Source organism: Aliivibrio fischeri ATCC 7744 = JCM 18803 = DSM 507, from assembly GCF_023983475.1.
Classification (GTDB): Bacteria; Pseudomonadota; Gammaproteobacteria; order Enterobacterales; family Vibrionaceae; genus Aliivibrio; species Aliivibrio fischeri.
Genome location: NZ_CP092712.1, coordinates 2,087,020 through 2,104,948, shown reverse-complemented (window position 1 = coordinate 2,104,948; position 17,929 = coordinate 2,087,020). Strand labels below are relative to the sequence as shown.

16 protein-coding genes are annotated in these 17,929 nt (G+C 38.0%); 9 read left to right on the top strand and 7 right to left on the bottom strand.

From position 1 onward, the window contains the following. Positions 1 to 264: 264 nt before the first annotated feature. On the top strand, positions 265 to 1,593 hold the full coding sequence (fadI, locus tag AVFI_RS09660) for an acetyl-CoA C-acyltransferase FadI (RefSeq protein ID WP_188863737.1): 1,329 nt from the start codon (positions 265 to 267) through the stop codon (positions 1,591 to 1,593). Continuing rightward, the gene (gene fadJ, locus AVFI_RS09655; RefSeq protein ID WP_188863738.1) at positions 1,593 to 3,692 is read left to right on the top strand and encodes a fatty acid oxidation complex subunit alpha FadJ; all 2,100 of its coding nucleotides are present in this window, start codon (positions 1,593 to 1,595) and stop codon (positions 3,690 to 3,692) included. The genes fadI and fadJ overlap by 1 nt, the downstream gene beginning before the upstream one ends. A gap of 67 nt (positions 3,693 to 3,759) precedes the next feature. Here the strand turns inward: fadJ and AVFI_RS09650 are convergent, their stop codons facing one another. Beyond that, positions 3,760 to 6,537 (bottom strand): insulinase family protein, encoded by a 2,778-nt coding sequence (locus AVFI_RS09650; RefSeq protein WP_188863739.1) that lies wholly within the window; start codon positions 6,535 to 6,537, stop codon positions 3,760 to 3,762. A gap of 244 nt (positions 6,538 to 6,781) precedes the next feature. Here AVFI_RS09650 and sixA point away from each other — a divergent pair, with 244 nt between their 5' ends. Next, positions 6,782 to 7,252 carry a phosphohistidine phosphatase SixA gene (gene sixA / locus AVFI_RS09645; protein WP_026029401.1) on the top strand — a complete coding sequence of 157 codons (471 nt, stop codon included), beginning with the start codon at positions 6,782 to 6,784 and terminating at the stop codon, positions 7,250 to 7,252. A gap of 63 nt (positions 7,253 to 7,315) precedes the next feature. Here sixA and smrB read toward each other — a convergent pair whose 3' ends face one another. Continuing rightward, complete coding sequence (gene smrB, locus AVFI_RS09640) at positions 7,316 to 7,849, bottom strand: endonuclease SmrB (protein ID WP_005420263.1); 534 nt, start codon at positions 7,847 to 7,849, stop codon at positions 7,316 to 7,318. 52 nt (positions 7,850 to 7,901) lie between these two features. Here smrB and prmB point away from each other — a divergent pair, with 52 nt between their 5' ends. Together prmB and aroC are read left to right on the top strand one after the other, a co-directional pair. Next, entirely contained in the window at positions 7,902 to 8,834 is a 933-nt protein-coding gene (gene prmB, locus AVFI_RS09635) for a 50S ribosomal protein L3 N(5)-glutamine methyltransferase (RefSeq protein WP_005420259.1), read from the top strand. A gap of 560 nt (positions 8,835 to 9,394) precedes the next feature. Continuing rightward, positions 9,395 to 10,480, top strand: coding sequence for a chorismate synthase (gene aroC, locus AVFI_RS09630; RefSeq protein ID WP_011262335.1), 1,086 nt, complete (start codon positions 9,395 to 9,397; stop codon positions 10,478 to 10,480). A 162-nt stretch (positions 10,481 to 10,642) separates the two neighbouring features. Here aroC and AVFI_RS09625 read toward each other — a convergent pair whose 3' ends face one another. Together AVFI_RS09625 and AVFI_RS09620 are read right to left on the bottom strand one after the other, a co-directional pair. Then, the gene (locus tag AVFI_RS09625; protein WP_155662971.1) at positions 10,643 to 11,284 is read right to left on the bottom strand and encodes a trimeric intracellular cation channel family protein; all 642 of its coding nucleotides are present in this window, start codon (positions 11,282 to 11,284) and stop codon (positions 10,643 to 10,645) included. A 105-nt stretch (positions 11,285 to 11,389) separates the two neighbouring features. Next, positions 11,390 to 11,923 carry an MgtC/SapB family protein gene (locus tag AVFI_RS09620; RefSeq protein WP_065597876.1) on the bottom strand — a complete coding sequence of 178 codons (534 nt, stop codon included), beginning with the start codon at positions 11,921 to 11,923 and terminating at the stop codon, positions 11,390 to 11,392. 189 nt (positions 11,924 to 12,112) lie between these two features. On the opposite strand from AVFI_RS09620, the gene AVFI_RS09615 reads away from it, so the two are divergent. After that, positions 12,113 to 12,643: an elongation factor P hydroxylase gene (locus tag AVFI_RS09615; RefSeq protein WP_054775861.1), complete on the top strand. Its 531-nt coding sequence runs from the start codon at positions 12,113 to 12,115 to the stop codon at positions 12,641 to 12,643. A 7-nt stretch (positions 12,644 to 12,650) separates the two neighbouring features. Further along, positions 12,651 to 12,911, top strand: a complete 261-nt coding sequence (locus AVFI_RS09610) for a YfcL family protein (protein WP_012533551.1) — start codon at positions 12,651 to 12,653, stop codon at positions 12,909 to 12,911. 73 nt (positions 12,912 to 12,984) lie between these two features. Here the strand turns inward: AVFI_RS09610 and AVFI_RS09605 are convergent, their stop codons facing one another. Continuing rightward, positions 12,985 to 13,410, bottom strand: a complete 426-nt coding sequence (locus AVFI_RS09605; RefSeq protein WP_054775862.1) for an HIT domain-containing protein — start codon at positions 13,408 to 13,410, stop codon at positions 12,985 to 12,987. 78 nt (positions 13,411 to 13,488) lie between these two features. Here AVFI_RS09605 and lpxM point away from each other — a divergent pair, with 78 nt between their 5' ends. Continuing rightward, on the top strand, positions 13,489 to 14,430 hold the full coding sequence (gene lpxM, locus AVFI_RS09600) for a lauroyl-Kdo(2)-lipid IV(A) myristoyltransferase (RefSeq protein ID WP_065624156.1): 942 nt from the start codon (positions 13,489 to 13,491) through the stop codon (positions 14,428 to 14,430). A gap of 276 nt (positions 14,431 to 14,706) precedes the next feature. Next, positions 14,707 to 16,113 carry a H(+)/Cl(-) exchange transporter ClcA gene (gene clcA, locus AVFI_RS09595; RefSeq protein ID WP_041941365.1) on the top strand — a complete coding sequence of 469 codons (1,407 nt, stop codon included), beginning with the start codon at positions 14,707 to 14,709 and terminating at the stop codon, positions 16,111 to 16,113. On the opposite strand, the gene AVFI_RS09590 is transcribed toward clcA, so the two are convergent. Together AVFI_RS09590 and rlmA are read right to left on the bottom strand one after the other, a co-directional pair. Next, complete coding sequence (locus AVFI_RS09590) at positions 16,096 to 16,698, bottom strand: outer membrane beta-barrel protein (protein ID WP_054775864.1); 603 nt, start codon at positions 16,696 to 16,698, stop codon at positions 16,096 to 16,098. The genes clcA and AVFI_RS09590 overlap by 18 nt on opposite strands. A 260-nt stretch (positions 16,699 to 16,958) precedes the next feature. Continuing rightward, entirely contained in the window at positions 16,959 to 17,768 is an 810-nt protein-coding gene (gene rlmA / locus AVFI_RS09585; protein WP_155662969.1) for a 23S rRNA (guanine(745)-N(1))-methyltransferase, read from the bottom strand. Positions 17,769 to 17,929: the final 161 nt, after the last annotated feature.

Sequence of the window (17,929 nt, the reverse complement as noted above, 5' to 3'; positions counted from 1 at the left end):
GTTAATTGTTTTTTATTCTGACCACATCGACTGATGTGGTTTTTTTTTACCAAAAAAACAGAATTAGATCAAAAACCTCCTTAATATCTTATCTATAACCTCGAAATTTATATACCAATAAAAGTATTGCTATTTATCGTTTAATTAAGCCCATGACCAAATTCATTATTCTATGATGAGCCTGTGATTATCATCACTATATCTTATTAACAACTTGGTTACAATTTGAGGTCTGACCACCTTTGATGTATGCAAGGAGAAGCAATGTCAAACAGCTTAAATTCAAGTAAGTATCAACCGTTAACGACACGACAAGGTGATCGTATTGCTGTTGTATCAGGCATTCGAACTCCGTTTGCTAAACAATCTACAGCATTCAGCACTACACCAGCTGTAGATCTTGGTAAGTTAGCGGTAAAGGCATTAATGGATAAAACGGATATTGACCCTAAATTAATTGATCAAGTCGTGTTTGGCCAAGTGGTACAAATGCCAGAAGCTCCGAATATTGCTCGCGAAATTGTTTTGGGTACGGGGATGAATATAGGTACTGATGCTTACAGTGTGACTAGAGCTTGTGCGACCAGTTTTCAAACGACGGCAAATGTGGTTGAAAGTATCATGGCCGGCACGATTGATATTGGTATTGCTGGTGGTGCAGATTCTTCCTCTGTATTGCCTATTGGTGTCTCTAAAAAGTTAGCTTCTACTTTACTTGCTCTTAGTAAAACAAAAACCGTTTACCAAAAGTTATCACTTCTTCGCACTTTATCATTAAAAGATATTGCTCCTGTTCCTCCTGCTGTAGCTGAGTATTCAACGGGAATTTCTATGGGACAAACAGCAGAACAAATGGCTAAAAGTCACGGAATAACACGCGAAGAACAAGATGCACTAGCACACCGTTCACATACACTTGCAGCCAAAGCATGGAAAGATGGGCTTATTCAAGATGAAGTAATGACCGCTTTTCCTGAACCTTATACCGCGTGGTTAGATCATGATAATAATATTCGTCATGATTCAGAACTAGCAAGTTATGCCAAATTGCGCCCTGCATTTGATCGTAAATATGGTTCAGTCACTGCAGCTAATAGTACGCCATTAACGGATGGTGGCGCCGCTTTATTATTAATGAGTGAAAAACGAGCAAAAGAATTAGGTTATGAACCATTAGGTTATATTCGTTCGTTTGCGTTCAGTGCGATAGATGTGCATCACGATATGTTAATGGGACCATCTTATGCGACGCCAATGGCTTTGGATAAAGCGGGAATTTCATTATCAGACCTTACCTTAATTGATATGCATGAAGCTTTTGCAGCACAAACTCTTTCAAATGTGAAAATGTTTGCTTCAAACAAATTTACTAGAGAATGTTTAGGTAGAGATAAAGCCATTGGCGAAATTGATATGGATAAATTTAATGTCCTTGGTGGGTCAATTGCTTATGGACATCCATTTGCAGCAACAGGAGCCAGAATGATCATTCAAACATTACGAGAATTAAAACGTCGTGGTGGTGGATTAGGATTAAATACGGCTTGTGCCGCTGGTGGTTTAGGTGCAGCAATGGTGTTGGAGGTTGAATAATGACGTTAGAAACGAAAAATAATACGCTTGAAGCCGTTAAAAATACCAGTGCATTTGCATGGACTAAAGATGATGACCAAATTGCATGGTTAACCATCGATGTTCCGAATGAAAAAATGAATACATTCCAAGCCGCTTTTGCTGAGCAAGTGACTCAAGTTTTAGATGAGATTGAAGAGCAACAAGCGCACATTAAAGGACTAGTGATTCAATCAGGTAAGCCCGATAATTTTATCGCAGGCGCTGATATTAATATGATAGCTAATTGCCAAAATGCCTCAGAAGCACAAGCGTTGGCTGAAAAAGGACAGCAATTATTTCAGCGGATTGAAGATCTTCCATTCGCTACGGTTGCAGCAATACATGGTCCATGCCTAGGAGGTGGATTAGAGCTAGCTTTAGCATGTGATTATCGTGTTTGTAGTGATGATAATAAAACCAAGCTCGGTTTACCTGAGGTTCAATTAGGGTTACTCCCAGGTTCAGGTGGAACTCAGCGATTACCACGATTAATTGGGTTACTGCCAAGTTTGGATATTATCTTAACGGGTAAGCAACTAAGACCTAAAAAAGCACTGAAATTAGGCGTAGTAGATGCTTCTGTTCCTCATACTATTTTGTCTCGTATAGCTGCGGGCTTTGCTTTAAAGAAAAAAGCGAAACGTAAATTGAGTGCAAAAGAATGGGGGGTATCTCGAAATCCATTAGGACGTAATGTCATTTTTTCGCAAGCGGAAAAACAAGCACAGAAAAAAGCTCGTGGTAATTATCCTGCCATTGCCGCTATTTTAGATAGTATCGAGCATGGTTTAGATAAAGGGATGAAAAAAGGATTACAACGAGAGGCTGAACAATTTGCTCGATTGGCCATGACGCCAGAATCGGCGGCATTACGCTCTTTATTCTTTGCCATGACAGAGATGAAAAAGGAAAAAGGCAGTGACGCTGAACCTAAATCCATCGATTATGTTGGGATACTAGGTGGTGGATTAATGGGAGGAGGTATTGCCCATGTTTCTATTGCTAAAGCGAAAAAGAAAGTAACAATAAAAGACATCAATAATGATGGATTACTTAATGCTTACCAATATCACTATCAACGATTAGATACGCTGAGAAAGCGCCGAATTATTTCAAAAGCGCAATTACAACAGCAAATGTTGCAACTAACTGGAGTGACGGAGTTTGACGGTTTTAAAAAGTTAGATGTGGTTGTTGAAGCCGTATTTGAAGATTTAAACCTAAAACAAGAGATGGTAAAAGCAGTACAAGCACAAGGCAAAGAAGACGTTATTTTTGCAACCAATACGTCTTCGCTTCCTATAGGCCAAATAGCCGAAGGAGCACAAAAGCCTGAAAACATTGTTGGCCTACACTATTTTAGTCCAGTTGAAAAAATGCCATTGGTTGAGGTAATTCCCCATGCAGCAACCAGTGATGAAACTATTTCAACCGTAGTGGCTTTGGCTAAGCAACAAGGTAAAACGCCTATTGTTGTAAAAGATTCTGCGGGCTTTTATGTTAATCGTATCCTTGCGCCTTATATGAATGAGGCGGCACGTCTGTTACTTGCCGGAGAGCCAATTGAGGTGCTCGATGAAGCCTTATTGGATTTTGGATTTCCTGTTGGGCCTATTTCATTATTAGATGAGGTTGGAGTTGATATTGGCGCGAAAATTATGCCGATATTGGAAGCGGAGTTAGGAGATAGATTCCGAAGCCCTGATGTATTTCAGACCTTAATTGACGATAAGCGATTGGGCAAAAAAACAAAACGTGGATTTTATGTTTATAAAGGGAAAAAGAAAGAACCTGATCAAGAGGTTTATACCTTATTAAATATCAAGCCGCAGTCACAACTAAGCAAAAATGAAATCGCAATGCGTTGCGTATTACCTATGTTGGCAGAGGCAAAACGTTGTTTAGATGAAGGAATAATCGCTTCTGAAAGAGATGGTGATATCGGTGCTATTTTTGGTATTGGTTTCCCACCATTTTTAGGTGGTCCTTTTACTTATATGAATACGTTAGGGGAAGAGAAGTTAGCGACCTTAATGAGAAACTATGCCGATAAATACGGTGATCGATTTATTGAGTAATAATATCAATGTAATTAAAAGGCCATCGTTGTGATGGCCTTATTTTTATGGCGTGAATTTTAGATTATTAACCGAGGTTGATGTCTTTTTTTCTTAGCTGAAATTGGTCAATAGAATCAATTTCAAAGCCAACATCTAAGCGGTCATATTGCTGGTGTTCCGTTCCTTGAGAATGCATGATTAAACGATTTGCTGTTCTTGGTTTTAATATGCCAACGACAAAACGGATCATTTCAATTCTTGTTAAACTCTTAAGCTCCTCAGTGACACGCTCTTTATGATCAAAATTCGTGTCTTTATTTCCTATGCATGTCCATAAACGTTGAGCTCGGCTTCGTAAATTGGTATCAGGATCTGATATCTGATCGATTAACCCTTGTTTACTGGATTGCCATTGGTGTTCATTTAACTCTAATAACACCATATAAAAAGCATTTAAAAATTCATCAATAGCATCAAGTAAAATAGCAGGTGGTGCCATTGGGGATTGTACGTATAAAATTAATCCAGGATGCTTATTAAGAGGTAAATTTCCTGTTCCTACCATATAACCTAGTTGCTGCTTTGTACGGATCTCATGGAAAAAGGAAGCCGACATTAAATGGTTTGCAAGAGTATAAAGGGCAAAACTGCGAGGATCTTCTTGCGGAGATTGATAATAAACTAAAAGCGCAGAATCAGAATGATCACAGATTAATTCTCTTTGGAATGTTCCTGATTCCCCAAGCATCACCAATGGACGGAATGATTCGCCATAAGTTTGATTTTGCATTCGTAGGGTATCTTTTAAAGAACGACCTAATTCCAATGCTTGTTCTTTAGTCCAATCGCCATAGACAAACATCTCAACGTGTAATTCCGCGAACATAGCTTGAACAAAATTCGGTAAATCATCCACTTCAATACTTTCTAATGCTTCAAGAAGTACAGGGTATGGAGGGTTATTTGGTTGTAAAATCCCAGATAATGCATTGAAAAGCTGTGAAATTGGACGTTCTTTTGATGCATTTCCCCAATGACGGATCAATTGATTTTTTATAAACTCAAATCGTTCAGCGCTGAATTCACGTGTAGAAAAACGTTTTAATATCACATCCAGTAATAAGGGCTGTTTTTGACTAAAGCCAGAAAGCGTTAATGTTACGCCTCCTTGATGGCAATATAGGTTATACCCCATTCCTGCAATTTCAGCTTGGTAAGTTTGCTCACTGAGTGCGTCCATAAGCATTTCAACGCATAAGCGTGTTTTTACTATTTTTCTTGGATCAGAAATGGCATGTGGGCTATCTATTGCAATGTATACCATGCCTTTTGGCACACGGAATTCTTCTTCTTGCTTATGCCATAGGCGAAAACCAGGTAGGTCTTCAAGTAATGTTGGAAGAACGGTGGTTTCTTTTAATTCTTGAGGCTCTAAATCATAGCAGATATAAGGGTTTTTCTCTGGCAAATGAAGTTCAGGATGCAGTTCAGCATGACTCCAACTCTTTATTTGGGCTTCACTTAATGGCTGAACAGAGTAAGGGGTGTGATACCACTTATCTTTACGATCATATTGTAAATCTTGAGCTACGAGAGTGACTCGCATTTTTTCAGGAGTAAATTGCTCAAGTAGATCGAGAACGTGTTGTTCATGATAACCTTCCATCATGTAATCAGCGTACATGGCATCTTCTTTATGATAACGCTGTAAATTCATAACTAAGTGGCTGACTAAATCAAGAGGTTTAGTTTTTTCTTGGAATTGAAATGCGGATTCTAATACTGCTTTCTTTTCATTGTAGCGCCACTCATCAAGACCTTGTTGTTTAATCAATTCAATATACTGATAGGTATTGAGAATGATCTCATCAAGATGAAGCATGCCTTTTTCGGTTAGATTAAAAGAAAGAGTAAATTCTCTGAAGTTACTTCCGCTTACCCCACCACCTGCAGTTAATGAATGAATATACCCTAACTTTTTCAGGTAAAGCATTAAGCTACCATCACCTTCATAGCCAAGTAGATGTCCAAGATAGTTAAGGGGTTTTGTTTTATAAAAACGATCTTGATTAGGTAAATGAAACGCAAGACTTAGCTTTCTAACTTCTTTTAGCGGTTCAATGTTAATCCAGCAACCTTGTTCTTTTGGTGTGACATAAGAAACATCAATTTCTTTATGTCCAAGGTTTTGATTGGGGATGGATGCAAAAGATTGAGTTGCTAATAGCTCTAACTCACAAAGAGGACGGTTACCAAGTACAACAGCAGTCATTAAATCGGCAGAATAATGTGCTTGATAAAAAGCGAGCATTTCATCACGAATAGATGAGTTTTCTTTATCTGCTAATGTGTCAATGCTACCAACGGAGAATTTAGAGAAAGGGTGGGCTTGGTTAACGGTTTCTTTATGAACTTGATAAATACGGCGAACGTCATCTTTTAGTTTGAGTTTATACTCTGAATCAACGGCATTACGTTCTTTATCTACAGCTTCCTCATTGAATAAAGAGGCGTAGAAAAATTGACCAAAACGATCCAGTCCTTCTTCAAACGCTGAATGCGAGACTTCAAAAAAGAAGGTGGTATTTTCGGTTCCTGTCCATGCGTTATTAGAGCCACCTTGCTGATTAATGAAAGAGTGGAATTCCCCAACTTTTGGGTATTTTTGTGTACCAAGAAACAGCATATGCTCTAAAAAGTGAGCAAGGCCTTGTCGATCATCAGGATCATCAAAGTGACCGACATTAACAGAAAGGGCGGCGGCTGAGCGTGGTGCTGTTTCATCCTGAATGAGCAAGACAGGCAATTTGTTATCAAGCTCAATTAAGCGGTAATGTTTTTTATCATTCGGACTGATATGCACAGGGTGCTCCTGTTTTAAGGCGTAAGGACTTTATTTTTATAGTCAATTATTGAATGCAGAGTTTAACAATGGTTATCAATAATAAGATAACCAATTGAATATAATGGCTAACTCTTTTGACATTATTTGTATAATTATTTTATCAATTATGGCGCTGATACCACAGACTAGCAAACTCTCTCTTTCCTATTTTTACTATTGCTTGCTACTATTGTGAAGTTAGTAATGATTTGAGAATGAATAAATGAAAGTATTCATAATGCGTCACGGTGAGGCAGAAGCTTATGCACCTTCAGATGAAGAGCGCAATTTAACCGCTCATGGTGAAAGCCAATCTGCGAAAATAGCGCAATGGTTGATGGCTGAACATAAAGTACAATTTGATTATGTATTAGTTAGTCCTTATGTGCGAGCACAACAAACGTGGAATACGATTAAGCCAATTTTGAATGTGACGGATGCCAAAGTAGAAATATGTGAAGACATTACTCCTTATGGTGATTCAGATGATGTGGTTGAATATGTAAAAGCCTTAGGTAGCGTTGAGGATATTGAGAATATTTTGTTGGTATCTCACTTGCCATTAGTTGGCTATCTTACTGCTGATTTTGTTCCGGGAATTATGCCTCCGATGTTCCCAACATCTGCAATGTCTTGTGTTGAATATTCATATACAACCGGGAAAAGTGAGCTGCTTTGGTTACAACAACCATAAGTCGCGATAAAGAATACCTGAAATAAAAAAGATCCCAGAGCTGAGTGGCTGTGGGATCTTTTTTTATCTATCAGGTATTGAGAGTAATACTAGAATGGCACCAGCACCACCAAACTCTAGAGGGGCTTGGTGAAAAGCCATTACATCGGGATGTTGGGCTAACCATAGAGGTACTTTTTGTTTAAGGATATGTTTGCCAATACCATGCATAACACTCGCACAAGAGATATTTTCTTTAAGGCAATAAGCAATCATAGAGCCTAATTCACGCTTGGCTTCATCTTGTTTCATACCATGCATATCTAAAAATACATCAGGTACGTATACACCACGTCGTAAGCGTTTTACTTCGTATTTTGATACGTCATCACGGGCATAGCGGATCGGACCATCTTCACTCAGAAGTGGTACAAATTCATCAGAAAAGAAAAACTCTTCATTTTTCCCTTCTTTTAATGATTTTCTTTGCTGTTGAAGGTCGCTAAAGTTCTTACTCGGTTGATGGATTATGGTATCCTGTTGCAACTTTTTAGAGCCTTGTACTGCTTCACGGAACAGCGAAAGTTCGTCATCTGATAGGTGGTCGTTTTTGCTCATTTTTAAATTCCAATAATTAACAGCAGTATTATAACTTGTTTTGGGGGCAATTTTGGATAAGATTTTTGTAGAAGAGGCGGTCGCTGAGCTTCATACGTTACAAGATATGCTGCGTTGGACGGTAAGTCGTTTTAATGCCGCAGGTCTTTTTTATGGTCATGGTACAGATAATGCGTGGGATGAAGCTGTTCAACTTGTGCTTCCAACACTGTACTTGCCAATTGATGTACCAGCACATGTTCGTGAATCACGTTTAACGTCAACAGAGCGTTTACGTATTGTTGAGCGTGTTGTTCGTCGTATTAATGAACGTATTCCTACCGCTTATTTAACGAATAAAGCGTGGTTCTGTGGTCTTGAGTTCTTTGTTGATGAGCGTGTACTTGTGCCTCGTTCACCAATTGCAGAATTGATTGAAACACAATTCGAACCGTGGTTAACCGAAGAGCCTACACGTATTATGGATTTATGTACGGGTAGTGGTTGTATTGCGATTGCGTGTGCTCATGCGTTCCCAAATGCGGAAGTTGATGCGATTGATATTTCGACGGATGCGCTAATGGTTGCTGAACAAAATGTTCAAGATCATGGTATGGAGCAACAAGTGTTCCCAATTCGTTCAGATCTATTACGTGATATTCCTAAAGATCAGTATAACTTTATTGTCTCTAACCCACCTTATGTGGATGAAGAAGACATGAACAGTTTACCGGAAGAGTTTGAGCATGAACCTGAATTAGGTTTAGCTGCAGGTACTGATGGATTGAAGTTAGTTCGCCGTATTTTAGCAAATGCACCAGATTATTTAATGGATAACGGTTTCTTAATCTGTGAAGTGGGTAACTCAATGGTTCATATGATGGAGCAATACCCAGACATTCCATTTACTTGGATTGAGTTTGCGGAAGGTGGACATGGTGTATTCATGTTAACTAAGCAGCAACTTCTTGATTGTGCTGATGAGTTTGCTCTTTATCGCGACTAAACCAAATTAATCTAAATGAAAGCCTGATGGAAACATCGGGCTTTTTTTATGCTTGTTTGCTTTGTGACATTGCAAAATCCAATCGTCTGCGAAGTTCTTGTTGTTTTTGACTTGAATGCTTCTTACTTAATGCTTTTTTAACTAAACGAATCAGTTTCATTGAATTGATATCCATTAAATTAACTACATATTGTATATAGCAGGATTAGTGCCAATTACTTGCTACTGATAATTATATCGACAGTAAAATTGAAAACTTTTGCTTTTTTGTATCAAAAATGTTCAATTTTTATTTTTAATAGCAAGTTTTAAGTTTTTTAAATTCATTTATTCTTCAATCTGAGAGTTATATTACCATATTTTTTGGAATGGCGGTCACATTTTGCCGTTGTAAGGTTAAGGTGGCAAAAAAGAATGAAAATTAAAAAATCCAATAACTGAAAGATAAACCTTGGGATAGGGGTTTACTCTCAATACGATTCAAGCCAATATGGTTTTATTAAGAACTGATTGTTAGTCAGGTGAATGATGACTAATCACTTATATTTACAGAGGAAGTAATGGCTGGAAATTCTATAGGACAACATTTTCGAGTAACGACGTTTGGTGAAAGCCACGGGTTAGCGTTAGGCTGCATTGTTGATGGCTGCCCTCCAGGTTTGGAATTAACCGAAGCTGATTTACAAGTTGATCTTGATCGTCGTAAACCGGGGACATCAAAATACACCACACAACGCCGCGAAGCGGATGAAGTGAAGATTCTATCTGGTGTTTTTGAAGGAAAAACAACGGGTACTTCTATTGGTCTATTAATTGAAAATACAGATCAACGCTCTAAAGATTACTCTGAGATAAAAGATAAATTCCGTCCGGGTCATGCTGATTACACTTACCATCAGAAGTATGGGCAACGTGATTACCGTGGTGGTGGTCGCTCTTCGGCACGTGAAACGGCTATGCGTGTTGCAGCCGGTGCAGTAGCTAAAAAGTATTTGAAGCAAGAGTTTGGTATTGAGATTCGAGCTTATTTATCACAAATGGGCGATGTATCGATCGATTCTGTTGATTGGAATGAAATTGAAAATAATGCTTTTTTCTGTCCTGACGCGAGTAAAGTTGATGCTTTTGATGAGCTTATTCGTAAATTAAAGAAAGAAGGCGACTCTATTGGAGCAAAGATCACGGTTGTAGCGCAAGGCGTTCCTGTTGGTTTAGGCGAGCCGGTATTTGATCGTTTAGATGCAGATGTTGCTCATGCTCTTATGGGGATTAATGCAGTTAAAGGTGTTGAGATTGGTGATGGCTTTGAAGTGGTTAATCAGCGTGGTTCTGAACATCGTGATCCTTTAACGCCTGAAGGTTTTAGCTCAAATCATGCAGGTGGTATTTTAGGTGGTATTTCATCTGGCCAAGATATTGTGGCTCATATTGCCTTAAAACCAACTTCAAGCATTACGGTTCCGGGTGAAACCATTACTCGCAGCGGAGAAAAAACAGAATTGATAACTAAAGGTCGTCATGATCCATGTGTTGGTATTCGTGCTGTACCAATTGCAGAAGCGATGCTAGCGATTGTTGTAATGGATCATTTAGTTCGCCATCGTGGACAGAACTTTGGTGTACAAACAGAAACGCCTAAGATTTAGTTGTAGGAGATAGGGACTAGTTTTTAGGGACGAGTCAGAGCGAATTAAAAGCAGGGAGAATAGCCCCTACTACTGACATAAATAAAAAGAGCCAGATTGACTTTATATTCAATCTGGCTCTTTCTGATCTTACTCGTCCCTAAAATCGAGTCTCTTTAGGGTTTATCTTTTTTCAATCGTTTCTGGTTGCTCTTCTCCAATATCCAAGTGGAATACTGGTAAACACCAACCAAATTTAACTGCAGCCATACGTGCAGAGAAACCAATAACGATAGTGGTAATCGTTGTAATTAGCTCATCAACGCCAAAATGAAGTAAGCCAATGTATAAAACAGCAGATAATAAAGAGACGGATGCGTATAGCTCTTTATGTAATACCATAGGTTGTTGGCGACAGAAAAGATCACGAAGTAAACCGCCGAATACACCAGTTACGATAGCAGCAACAACACAAATTAGTGGGTGTAATCCCATATCTAACGCAACTTGGGAGCCGATGATACTAAATACGATAAGACCAATCGCATCAAGTAAAACAAAGAAGCGATGGTTTTTAGCCACCCATGGGCCGATCCAAGTAGTTAATACACCCGCAATGCACGTAATTACTAGAAACTGTGGGTTTTTCACCCATCCGATAGGGTAGTGTCCAAGAAGGATATCTCGTACAGTACCACCGCCAATGGCAGTTACACTTGCAACCAGCATTACGCCAAACCAATCCATTTTTTTCTTACCGGCAGCTAATGCGCCTGTCATAGCTTCAGCGGTGATCCCAATAATATAAAGAATTGTTAATAACATTTTCTAATACCGTAACGTGCCAAGTAGGCGAAAAAAGAAGCCACAGATTTTATGTAATTAAACGACTAATGACGAATGAAAAAAACTATTCTGAATTAATTCGGATTAGTTTTTATTATGTCTAATGTCTATTTTTTGAGCTTTTGGTTTGTGTATTCTGATATTTAGAATTTTTTGGTGTACACCGCGGCGTAAACTTTTAAATGAATTTTCAAGCTTATCAATTCCTAAGAGTACAAACAGAGCGAGTAAAGTAATAATAATGGATTGTTGAATATAACTTAGTGCTATCATCATACCTAAAGCCGCAAGCACCCAAATAATGGCCGCAGAGGTTACACCATGTATTTTTCCATCAAGGGTCATCATTACGCCAGCACCTAGGAAACCGACACCGGTAATAATTTGTCCTAATACTCTTGCTTGATCTAATGTATTGGGTGATAGAGATACCGCCATTGCAAGAAAGAAGTAAGTGCCCGAAATAATTAAAATTGAGGTTCTTATTCCTACTGGTTTTCCACGCGTTTGGCGCTCTGTGCCAATAAGAAAGCCATTAAATGCACAAGCAAAAATCGCAGTCCAGGAAAAAGGGCCTAAATCGAGTAATTGAGTTAAATCTAAAGTGATGTCATTCACAGCTTTGATAGCTCCAAATAAAAAGGGATAAAATAATTCACATAGGTAATTTTTGCGGAGAGTATCAGTTCGATCTTTTTACACATAATGAATAATTTTGAAAAAGAAGATAAAAAAAATTTATCTACATATGTCTTTTAATATTCATGCGGTAGAATGTCGTTCAATTTATAATTTGAAGCTCGTGGCATGTCGCACCAATACCAAGATTTAATCTCTATTTTTAATAATACCTTTTATGATTCTTTCAACACTAAGCTTGAGCTTGGTGGTGATGAACCTATCTATTTACCTGCCGATGATGAATTTACTTATCATCGTATTATTTTTGCTCGTGGTTTCTATCAATCAGGCATGCATGAAATAGCACATTGGTGTGTCGCTGGACCTGAACGTCGATTATTGGAAGATTTCGGTTATTGGTATGAGCCTGATGGACGTACAGAGCAAGTTCAAGCTGAATTTGAAAAGGTTGAAATTAGACCACAAGCATATGAATGGATTTTGTCATTAAGCGCAGGATTAAAATTTAACGTTAGCTGCGATAACTTGAATGGCGATTTTGAACCAGATCGTTTAGCATTCATGGCAAAAGTACATAATGAAGTAATGACAATTTTAGATAGTGGATTACCACCACGAGTTGATATGCTGTCTAATGCATTGCGCGAGTTTTATCAAATAGCCCCATTAACTAAAGAACAATTTATTGTCCAATAGGAAAAAGATGATCATTGAATTTGAAGAAAAAATGCTTGAATTAATTGATGCTCGAATTGAATCGGCATCTGATGATGAGTTATTTGCAGGTGGCTACTTACGTGGTCATATTTCGTTATCAGTAGCTAATTGCGAAGAGCAAGGTATTAACGATATCGAGATCTTAAAAAGTCATATTAATGATAGTCTTGAAAAAGCAAAATCAGAATTATCTCCAGCAGACCGTATTATTGTTGCTGAGCTGTGGGATGAGTTACAACACGCTTAATGAATATGAAGAATAAGTGTTAGTAAATAGAGGCAGTGTAGAGATCACTGCCTTTTTTGTTTCTTATATAAATTTAGCCCTTAAAGCCTGTAATATTACTTAGCTTATCTCTAAGTAGATCAACTAGTTGAGTTTGAGAAGATTGCGCACGGATAATACCCGTTGTATTCCCCCATACAGGTCCCGGCCAAGCCACATCAGTAGTAAAGCGGGCAATGTGATGAATATGCAGTTGAGGCACTAAATTACCTAATGCACCGATATTGATTTTATCAGGCGAGAAATTATCTTCTAATAGTTGAGCAACCGCACTTGATTCTTTAATAAATTGGATCTGTTGCTCATCAGTCATGTGATGAATTTCTTTTAACTCTTCAATTCTTGGTACCAAAATTAACCAAGGGCCAATATCTTCTTTAATTAAAAGTACCTTACATAAAGGTAAATTTCCTAAAACAATACAGTCTTGTTGCAAACGTGGGTGTAATTGGAAAGCCATCCCTATCTCCTAGGTTTCTATCAGCAATGCTTTGTTATATCATAACTCACTTATAATAATGAGACAGTGAAGCAATTCATGACTGAAAAAATCGATAAAAACGTTTATAACCCAACTTTTCAATGGGCATTCCTTCATCCTAGATACTGGCCAACGTGGCTTGGGATTGGTTTTGCTATTATTTTGGCTTTTATTCCATTTCGATTACGTGACAAATTAGCAGCGAAAATCGTTAAATTAGTACTTAAGAAACCAAGTGGTGGTATTAAGCGTGCTAAGTTAAATATTGCGACCTGTTTTCCTGAAAAATCAGAACAAGAGCGACAGAAACTACTTGAAGATACTTATATTACGGGTGCTCAAGTTATGCTTGGTTTTTCTGAGTTGCTTGTTCGTAGCCGTAAGCATAATGAAAAACGTGGTATTTTTGTGGGAGGAGATAATTTATTTCCTTTACTTGAACAGAAAGAAAACATCATTATTTTAGCACCTCATGCGTGGGCTATTGATTTTCCAGCTATCTTATTAGCTTCTCGTGGTTATCATGTAACCACTATGATGAAACCACAGAAAAACCCAATTACAGACTGGCTAATGCACGTTCAGCGAATGCAATATGGCGGTAAGATTTATGCTCGTAGTGCGGGTATTAAACCGTTAATTAAGGCGATCAAAGAGGGCTACTTAGCTTATTACCTACCAGATGAAGATCATGGTCCCCAAAATAGCGTATTTGTTCCTTTCTTTGCGACTCAAAAAGCGACACTAAAAGGGTTTGGTAAACTGGCTCGCTTATCAAAAGCGAAAGTAGTACCAATGTTGCCATCTTATAATTCTGAAACAGGTCAGTTTGAAATTATTACTTTGCCTGCTATCGCTGATTTCCCATCTGGTGATGAAGAAACAGATGCTAGAGCAATGAATATTGCAATTGAACAATTAGTTACTGAGCGCCCTGAGCAATATATGTGGGTATTAAACTTACTACGCTCTCGTCCAGACGGTAGCCGTTTGTATTAATTTTTTGTTATTAAGCTTTTACTTTTATTTGAAACCCGCAGAATTACACCATTCTGCGGGTTTTTTATATCTCATGGGAATTATTGTTATTTGTTTTGTAACAGAATAACTAGGAGTTATTTATTTGATTTATATCAAAGGTCGATCTTGGTCATTTAATCAATCTAAGTTTTTGTAAATGGTTAGGGTCTATCGGCTGCTGAAGCGTATAATTATTTGTGATCTTTATTCTAATAATGTTGCCAATGCTCTTTAAGTGCTAAGTTGATTCGATAAATGCCAAAATCACCCAATTTTCGTTTCTTTCAAGGTGGGATGCTTAAACATCGCACAACCCCAAAATTTTTAACCACACAAACTGATTACTATGCACTACTGTTTTTATCTGCTCTAGTTGGCGGTATTGCTGGTTCTGTTGTTGCAATGTTCGAAGCGTCTATTCGATTAATTGGCGAACAACGCTTACATTTTCTTGATTCGCTTCCATACTCTGAATTTATTGCCCCTGTTGGTGCTGTAGTTGCTGGCGCTGCAATGGCTGCGGTAGGTTTTTGGTTAACGTTTAAATTTGCCCCAGAAGTAGCAGGTAGTGGTATTCCACACATTGAGGGTGCATTGGATGGCACTCATGAGATTCGTTGGCATCGAGTATTACCTGTTAAATTTATAGCCGGTACATTAACCATTGGCTCAGGTATGGTGTTAGGACGTGAAGGTCCATCTATACAAATTGGTGGTGCAGTTGGTCGAATGGTTGCTTGTAAAGGTAAACGATTCAGCCATTCTTCACATATATTAACTGCCGCTGGTGCTGCTGCAGGTTTAGCTGCTGCTTTTAATGCACCATTAGCCGGTATTCTTTTCATCGTTGAAGAGATGCGTCCACAATTTAGATATAACATTACCTCAATTAAATGTGTGACATTGGCAACGGCGGTTGCAACGATTGTTATGCGTTCATTACACGGACAAGAGGCCTTTTTAACAATTCCAAGCTTTGAAGTTCCACCACTAAGATCGCTTATCTTGTTTGCAATTCTAGGGATTATTTTTGGCATTATAGGGGTTAACTTTAATAAATGGATTTTAAAAGGGACTGCTAAAGTTAAAAAATATCATCAAAATAAGCTATCTCGAATTGTATTTATGGGGGCGATTTTTGGTGCAACATTTTCATTATTACATTTAGTTGCACCTAAGCTATCGGGTAGTGGTATGGAGATCATTACTGAAATGTTCTACAGCCCAATGACTTGGATAATTATGGTAGGTTTCTTTGTTCTTCGAGTTATTGTAACTGTTGCTTGTTTTTCATCGGGTGCACCCGGCGGTATCTTTGCGCCAATGTTAGCTTTAGGTACATTGCTTGGTTTATCTTATGGTGTAGTGATGTCAGCTTGGTTCCCGGGTTGGATAGCTGAGCCTGGTGTTTACGCTATTGCTGGTATGGGAGCATTGTTTGCTGCAACGGTTAGAGCACCTGTAACTGGAGTGATTCTTGTGGTGGAAATGACCAATAATTACCAATTAATCCTACCTTTATTGGTAACAACATTAGGTGCAACGTTTATTGCTCAGGCTTTGGGTGGTCAACCCCTTTATTCTGCCTTATTGAAACAATCGTTAGTTAAAGATAAAGAGTTAAGAGCAGATCACCAAACCCCTTTAAAAGACGTAACTTAATGTAACCTGACTGGTAATAAAGTCTATTCCGATCCCATTAGCAATAATACGTCCCATTGTATAACTCGCTGCAATATTTAGAGAGTAGGGCAGCGAGTATCCTAGTTCAACTCCATACGATAAACCCACTTCATTAATTGAATTCTCACCCGTAATGGTTGTGGTAATTGTTTTTCCATTTAGCGTATTTTGAGAATACGTATCAACCATTAAGTCTAAAGAATATTGATGTACACCCAAAATACTTGCTAGGTAAAACTCAGTATCAAACAAATAAGATTGGTATTTTAAGTTTGCTCCAATTGAACTCGCTTCGACCTCAGTATTGTCGTAATTGGCGCCATTTGAATAATGATGTTCGTAATCACCCATTTTGTTGTATTCAAGTTCAACAATAAGGTAATACTCTGGAGCAAGCATAAATGGGTAGCCCGCTTTGATAAATAATCCGTTATCTAAATCAATTTCAGCACCGTTAAGGGTGAGTGATGATTTAGCCAAGCCTGATGATAGATAAAGACCATCAAATTTAGCAAAACAGTTACAAGAAATAAGCAGCAATGCGCAAGAAAGTAAGTACTTCATAAGATTCATCCATATTGATTATTATGTAAGTATCAGACCAGACAATAGCTCTTCAAATAATGCTTTTTGAAGTTCGATAAAATTTGCTTTATCGATGTATTGTGATCTACATCAAGTTTTCACGCTGCGTTTTTATAGTGTAGACAGGAATGCTTTAAAAATGAGAACAAGCTTGAGGCTTTTTTGACGGGGAAATAAAAAACACCACATAATTCCTTATTTATCATCGAATTATGTAGTGTCTTATTTTTGAGATGAGGCTATTTTTTGTAAACTCGAATCATGAAATCGGCTTTACAATTGAAGTTTTCTAGCGATTTTAGGTTCACTTTAAAGTCAGGAGTCGCTTTCCAAGCGAACGGCGTCATATCAAGCAGCTGTAATGCTTCTGTACCATTTAATAGCATATGGTAAGTTAATTTCTGCTCTTCAATAAGTTCAAATCCATCGATATTTTCTGGTTCTTCATCGTGTAAGCGAACATCACCATAAACGCCTTCACGTAATTCATATAGATGATGGCCTGCAGGGGTTACTGTAAACAGGTAGCCTCCATCTTTAATTGCACGATGCAATTCTTCGCCCTTGCAAGGAGCATAAATGCGAACAACGCCATCTAAACTTTGATCTGCGAAAGGTAAACGATGGCTTGAAGCCACACTAAATTTACAGTTTAAATATCGCTTAGCTGCATATTTAATAGCTACTTTGGAAATATCTAAACCAAATACTTGTGCCTTTTCACCGCTTAGTTGCTCTGCTATTTTTGAGGTGTAATAACCTTCACCACAACCAATATCAAGCAAAGAAGCTGAGTCATTGGTGACATAGTGTTGGCATAAGTCAGCCACTTTCTGTTGCATTGGTTGGTAATGCCCAGCTTCTAAAAATGCACGTCTTGCTTGCATCATCTCTTTATTATCGCCTGGATTTTTAGATCGTTTGTGATGAGCAGGCATTAGGTTTACATAACCTTCTTTTGCGTTATCAAATTGATGATTGTTTTCACAACGATATTGATTGTTAGAAAAGTGCAACTCATGCTGGCACAAAGGACATTGATAAGACATAACCATACCTAGAATTAAAGAGAAGCAGCAGTGTACTGGTTCGTTTATTGAATAAAAAGAACTATCAGTGAAAATAATTTTGGTCTATTTATTTTTACTCTCAAAATTAATAATGTGATTCACTTCAAATACACCTCCTAATAGAAGCTAATAAGACCTTT

Bases quoted from the DNA above. Each gene is read 5' to 3' on its own strand.
- fadI (WP_188863737.1), top strand. From the start codon at position 265: ATGTCAAACAGCTTAAATTCAAGTAAGTATCAACCGTTAACGACACGA.
- fadJ (WP_188863738.1), top strand. From the start codon at position 1,593: ATGACGTTAGAAACGAAAAATAATACGCTTGAAGCCGTTAAAAATACC.
- sixA (WP_026029401.1), top strand. From the start codon at position 6,782: ATGAAAGTATTCATAATGCGTCACGGTGAGGCAGAAGCTTATGCACCT.
- smrB (WP_005420263.1), bottom strand. From the start codon at position 7,849: ATGAGCAAAAACGACCACCTATCAGATGACGAACTTTCGCTGTTCCGT.
- aroC (WP_011262335.1), top strand. From the start codon at position 9,395: ATGGCTGGAAATTCTATAGGACAACATTTTCGAGTAACGACGTTTGGT.
- AVFI_RS09625 (WP_155662971.1), bottom strand. From the start codon at position 11,284: ATGTTATTAACAATTCTTTATATTATTGGGATCACCGCTGAAGCTATG.
- AVFI_RS09615 (WP_054775861.1), top strand. From the start codon at position 12,113: ATGTCGCACCAATACCAAGATTTAATCTCTATTTTTAATAATACCTTT.
- AVFI_RS09610 (WP_012533551.1), top strand. From the start codon at position 12,651: ATGATCATTGAATTTGAAGAAAAAATGCTTGAATTAATTGATGCTCGA.
- AVFI_RS09605 (WP_054775862.1), bottom strand. From the start codon at position 13,410: ATGGCTTTCCAATTACACCCACGTTTGCAACAAGACTGTATTGTTTTA.
- lpxM (WP_065624156.1), top strand. From the start codon at position 13,489: ATGACTGAAAAAATCGATAAAAACGTTTATAACCCAACTTTTCAATGG.
- clcA (WP_041941365.1), top strand. From the start codon at position 14,707: ATGCCAAAATCACCCAATTTTCGTTTCTTTCAAGGTGGGATGCTTAAA.
- AVFI_RS09590 (WP_054775864.1), bottom strand. From the start codon at position 16,698: ATGAAGTACTTACTTTCTTGCGCATTGCTGCTTATTTCTTGTAACTGT.
- rlmA (WP_155662969.1), bottom strand. From the start codon at position 17,768: ATGTCTTATCAATGTCCTTTGTGCCAGCATGAGTTGCACTTTTCTAAC.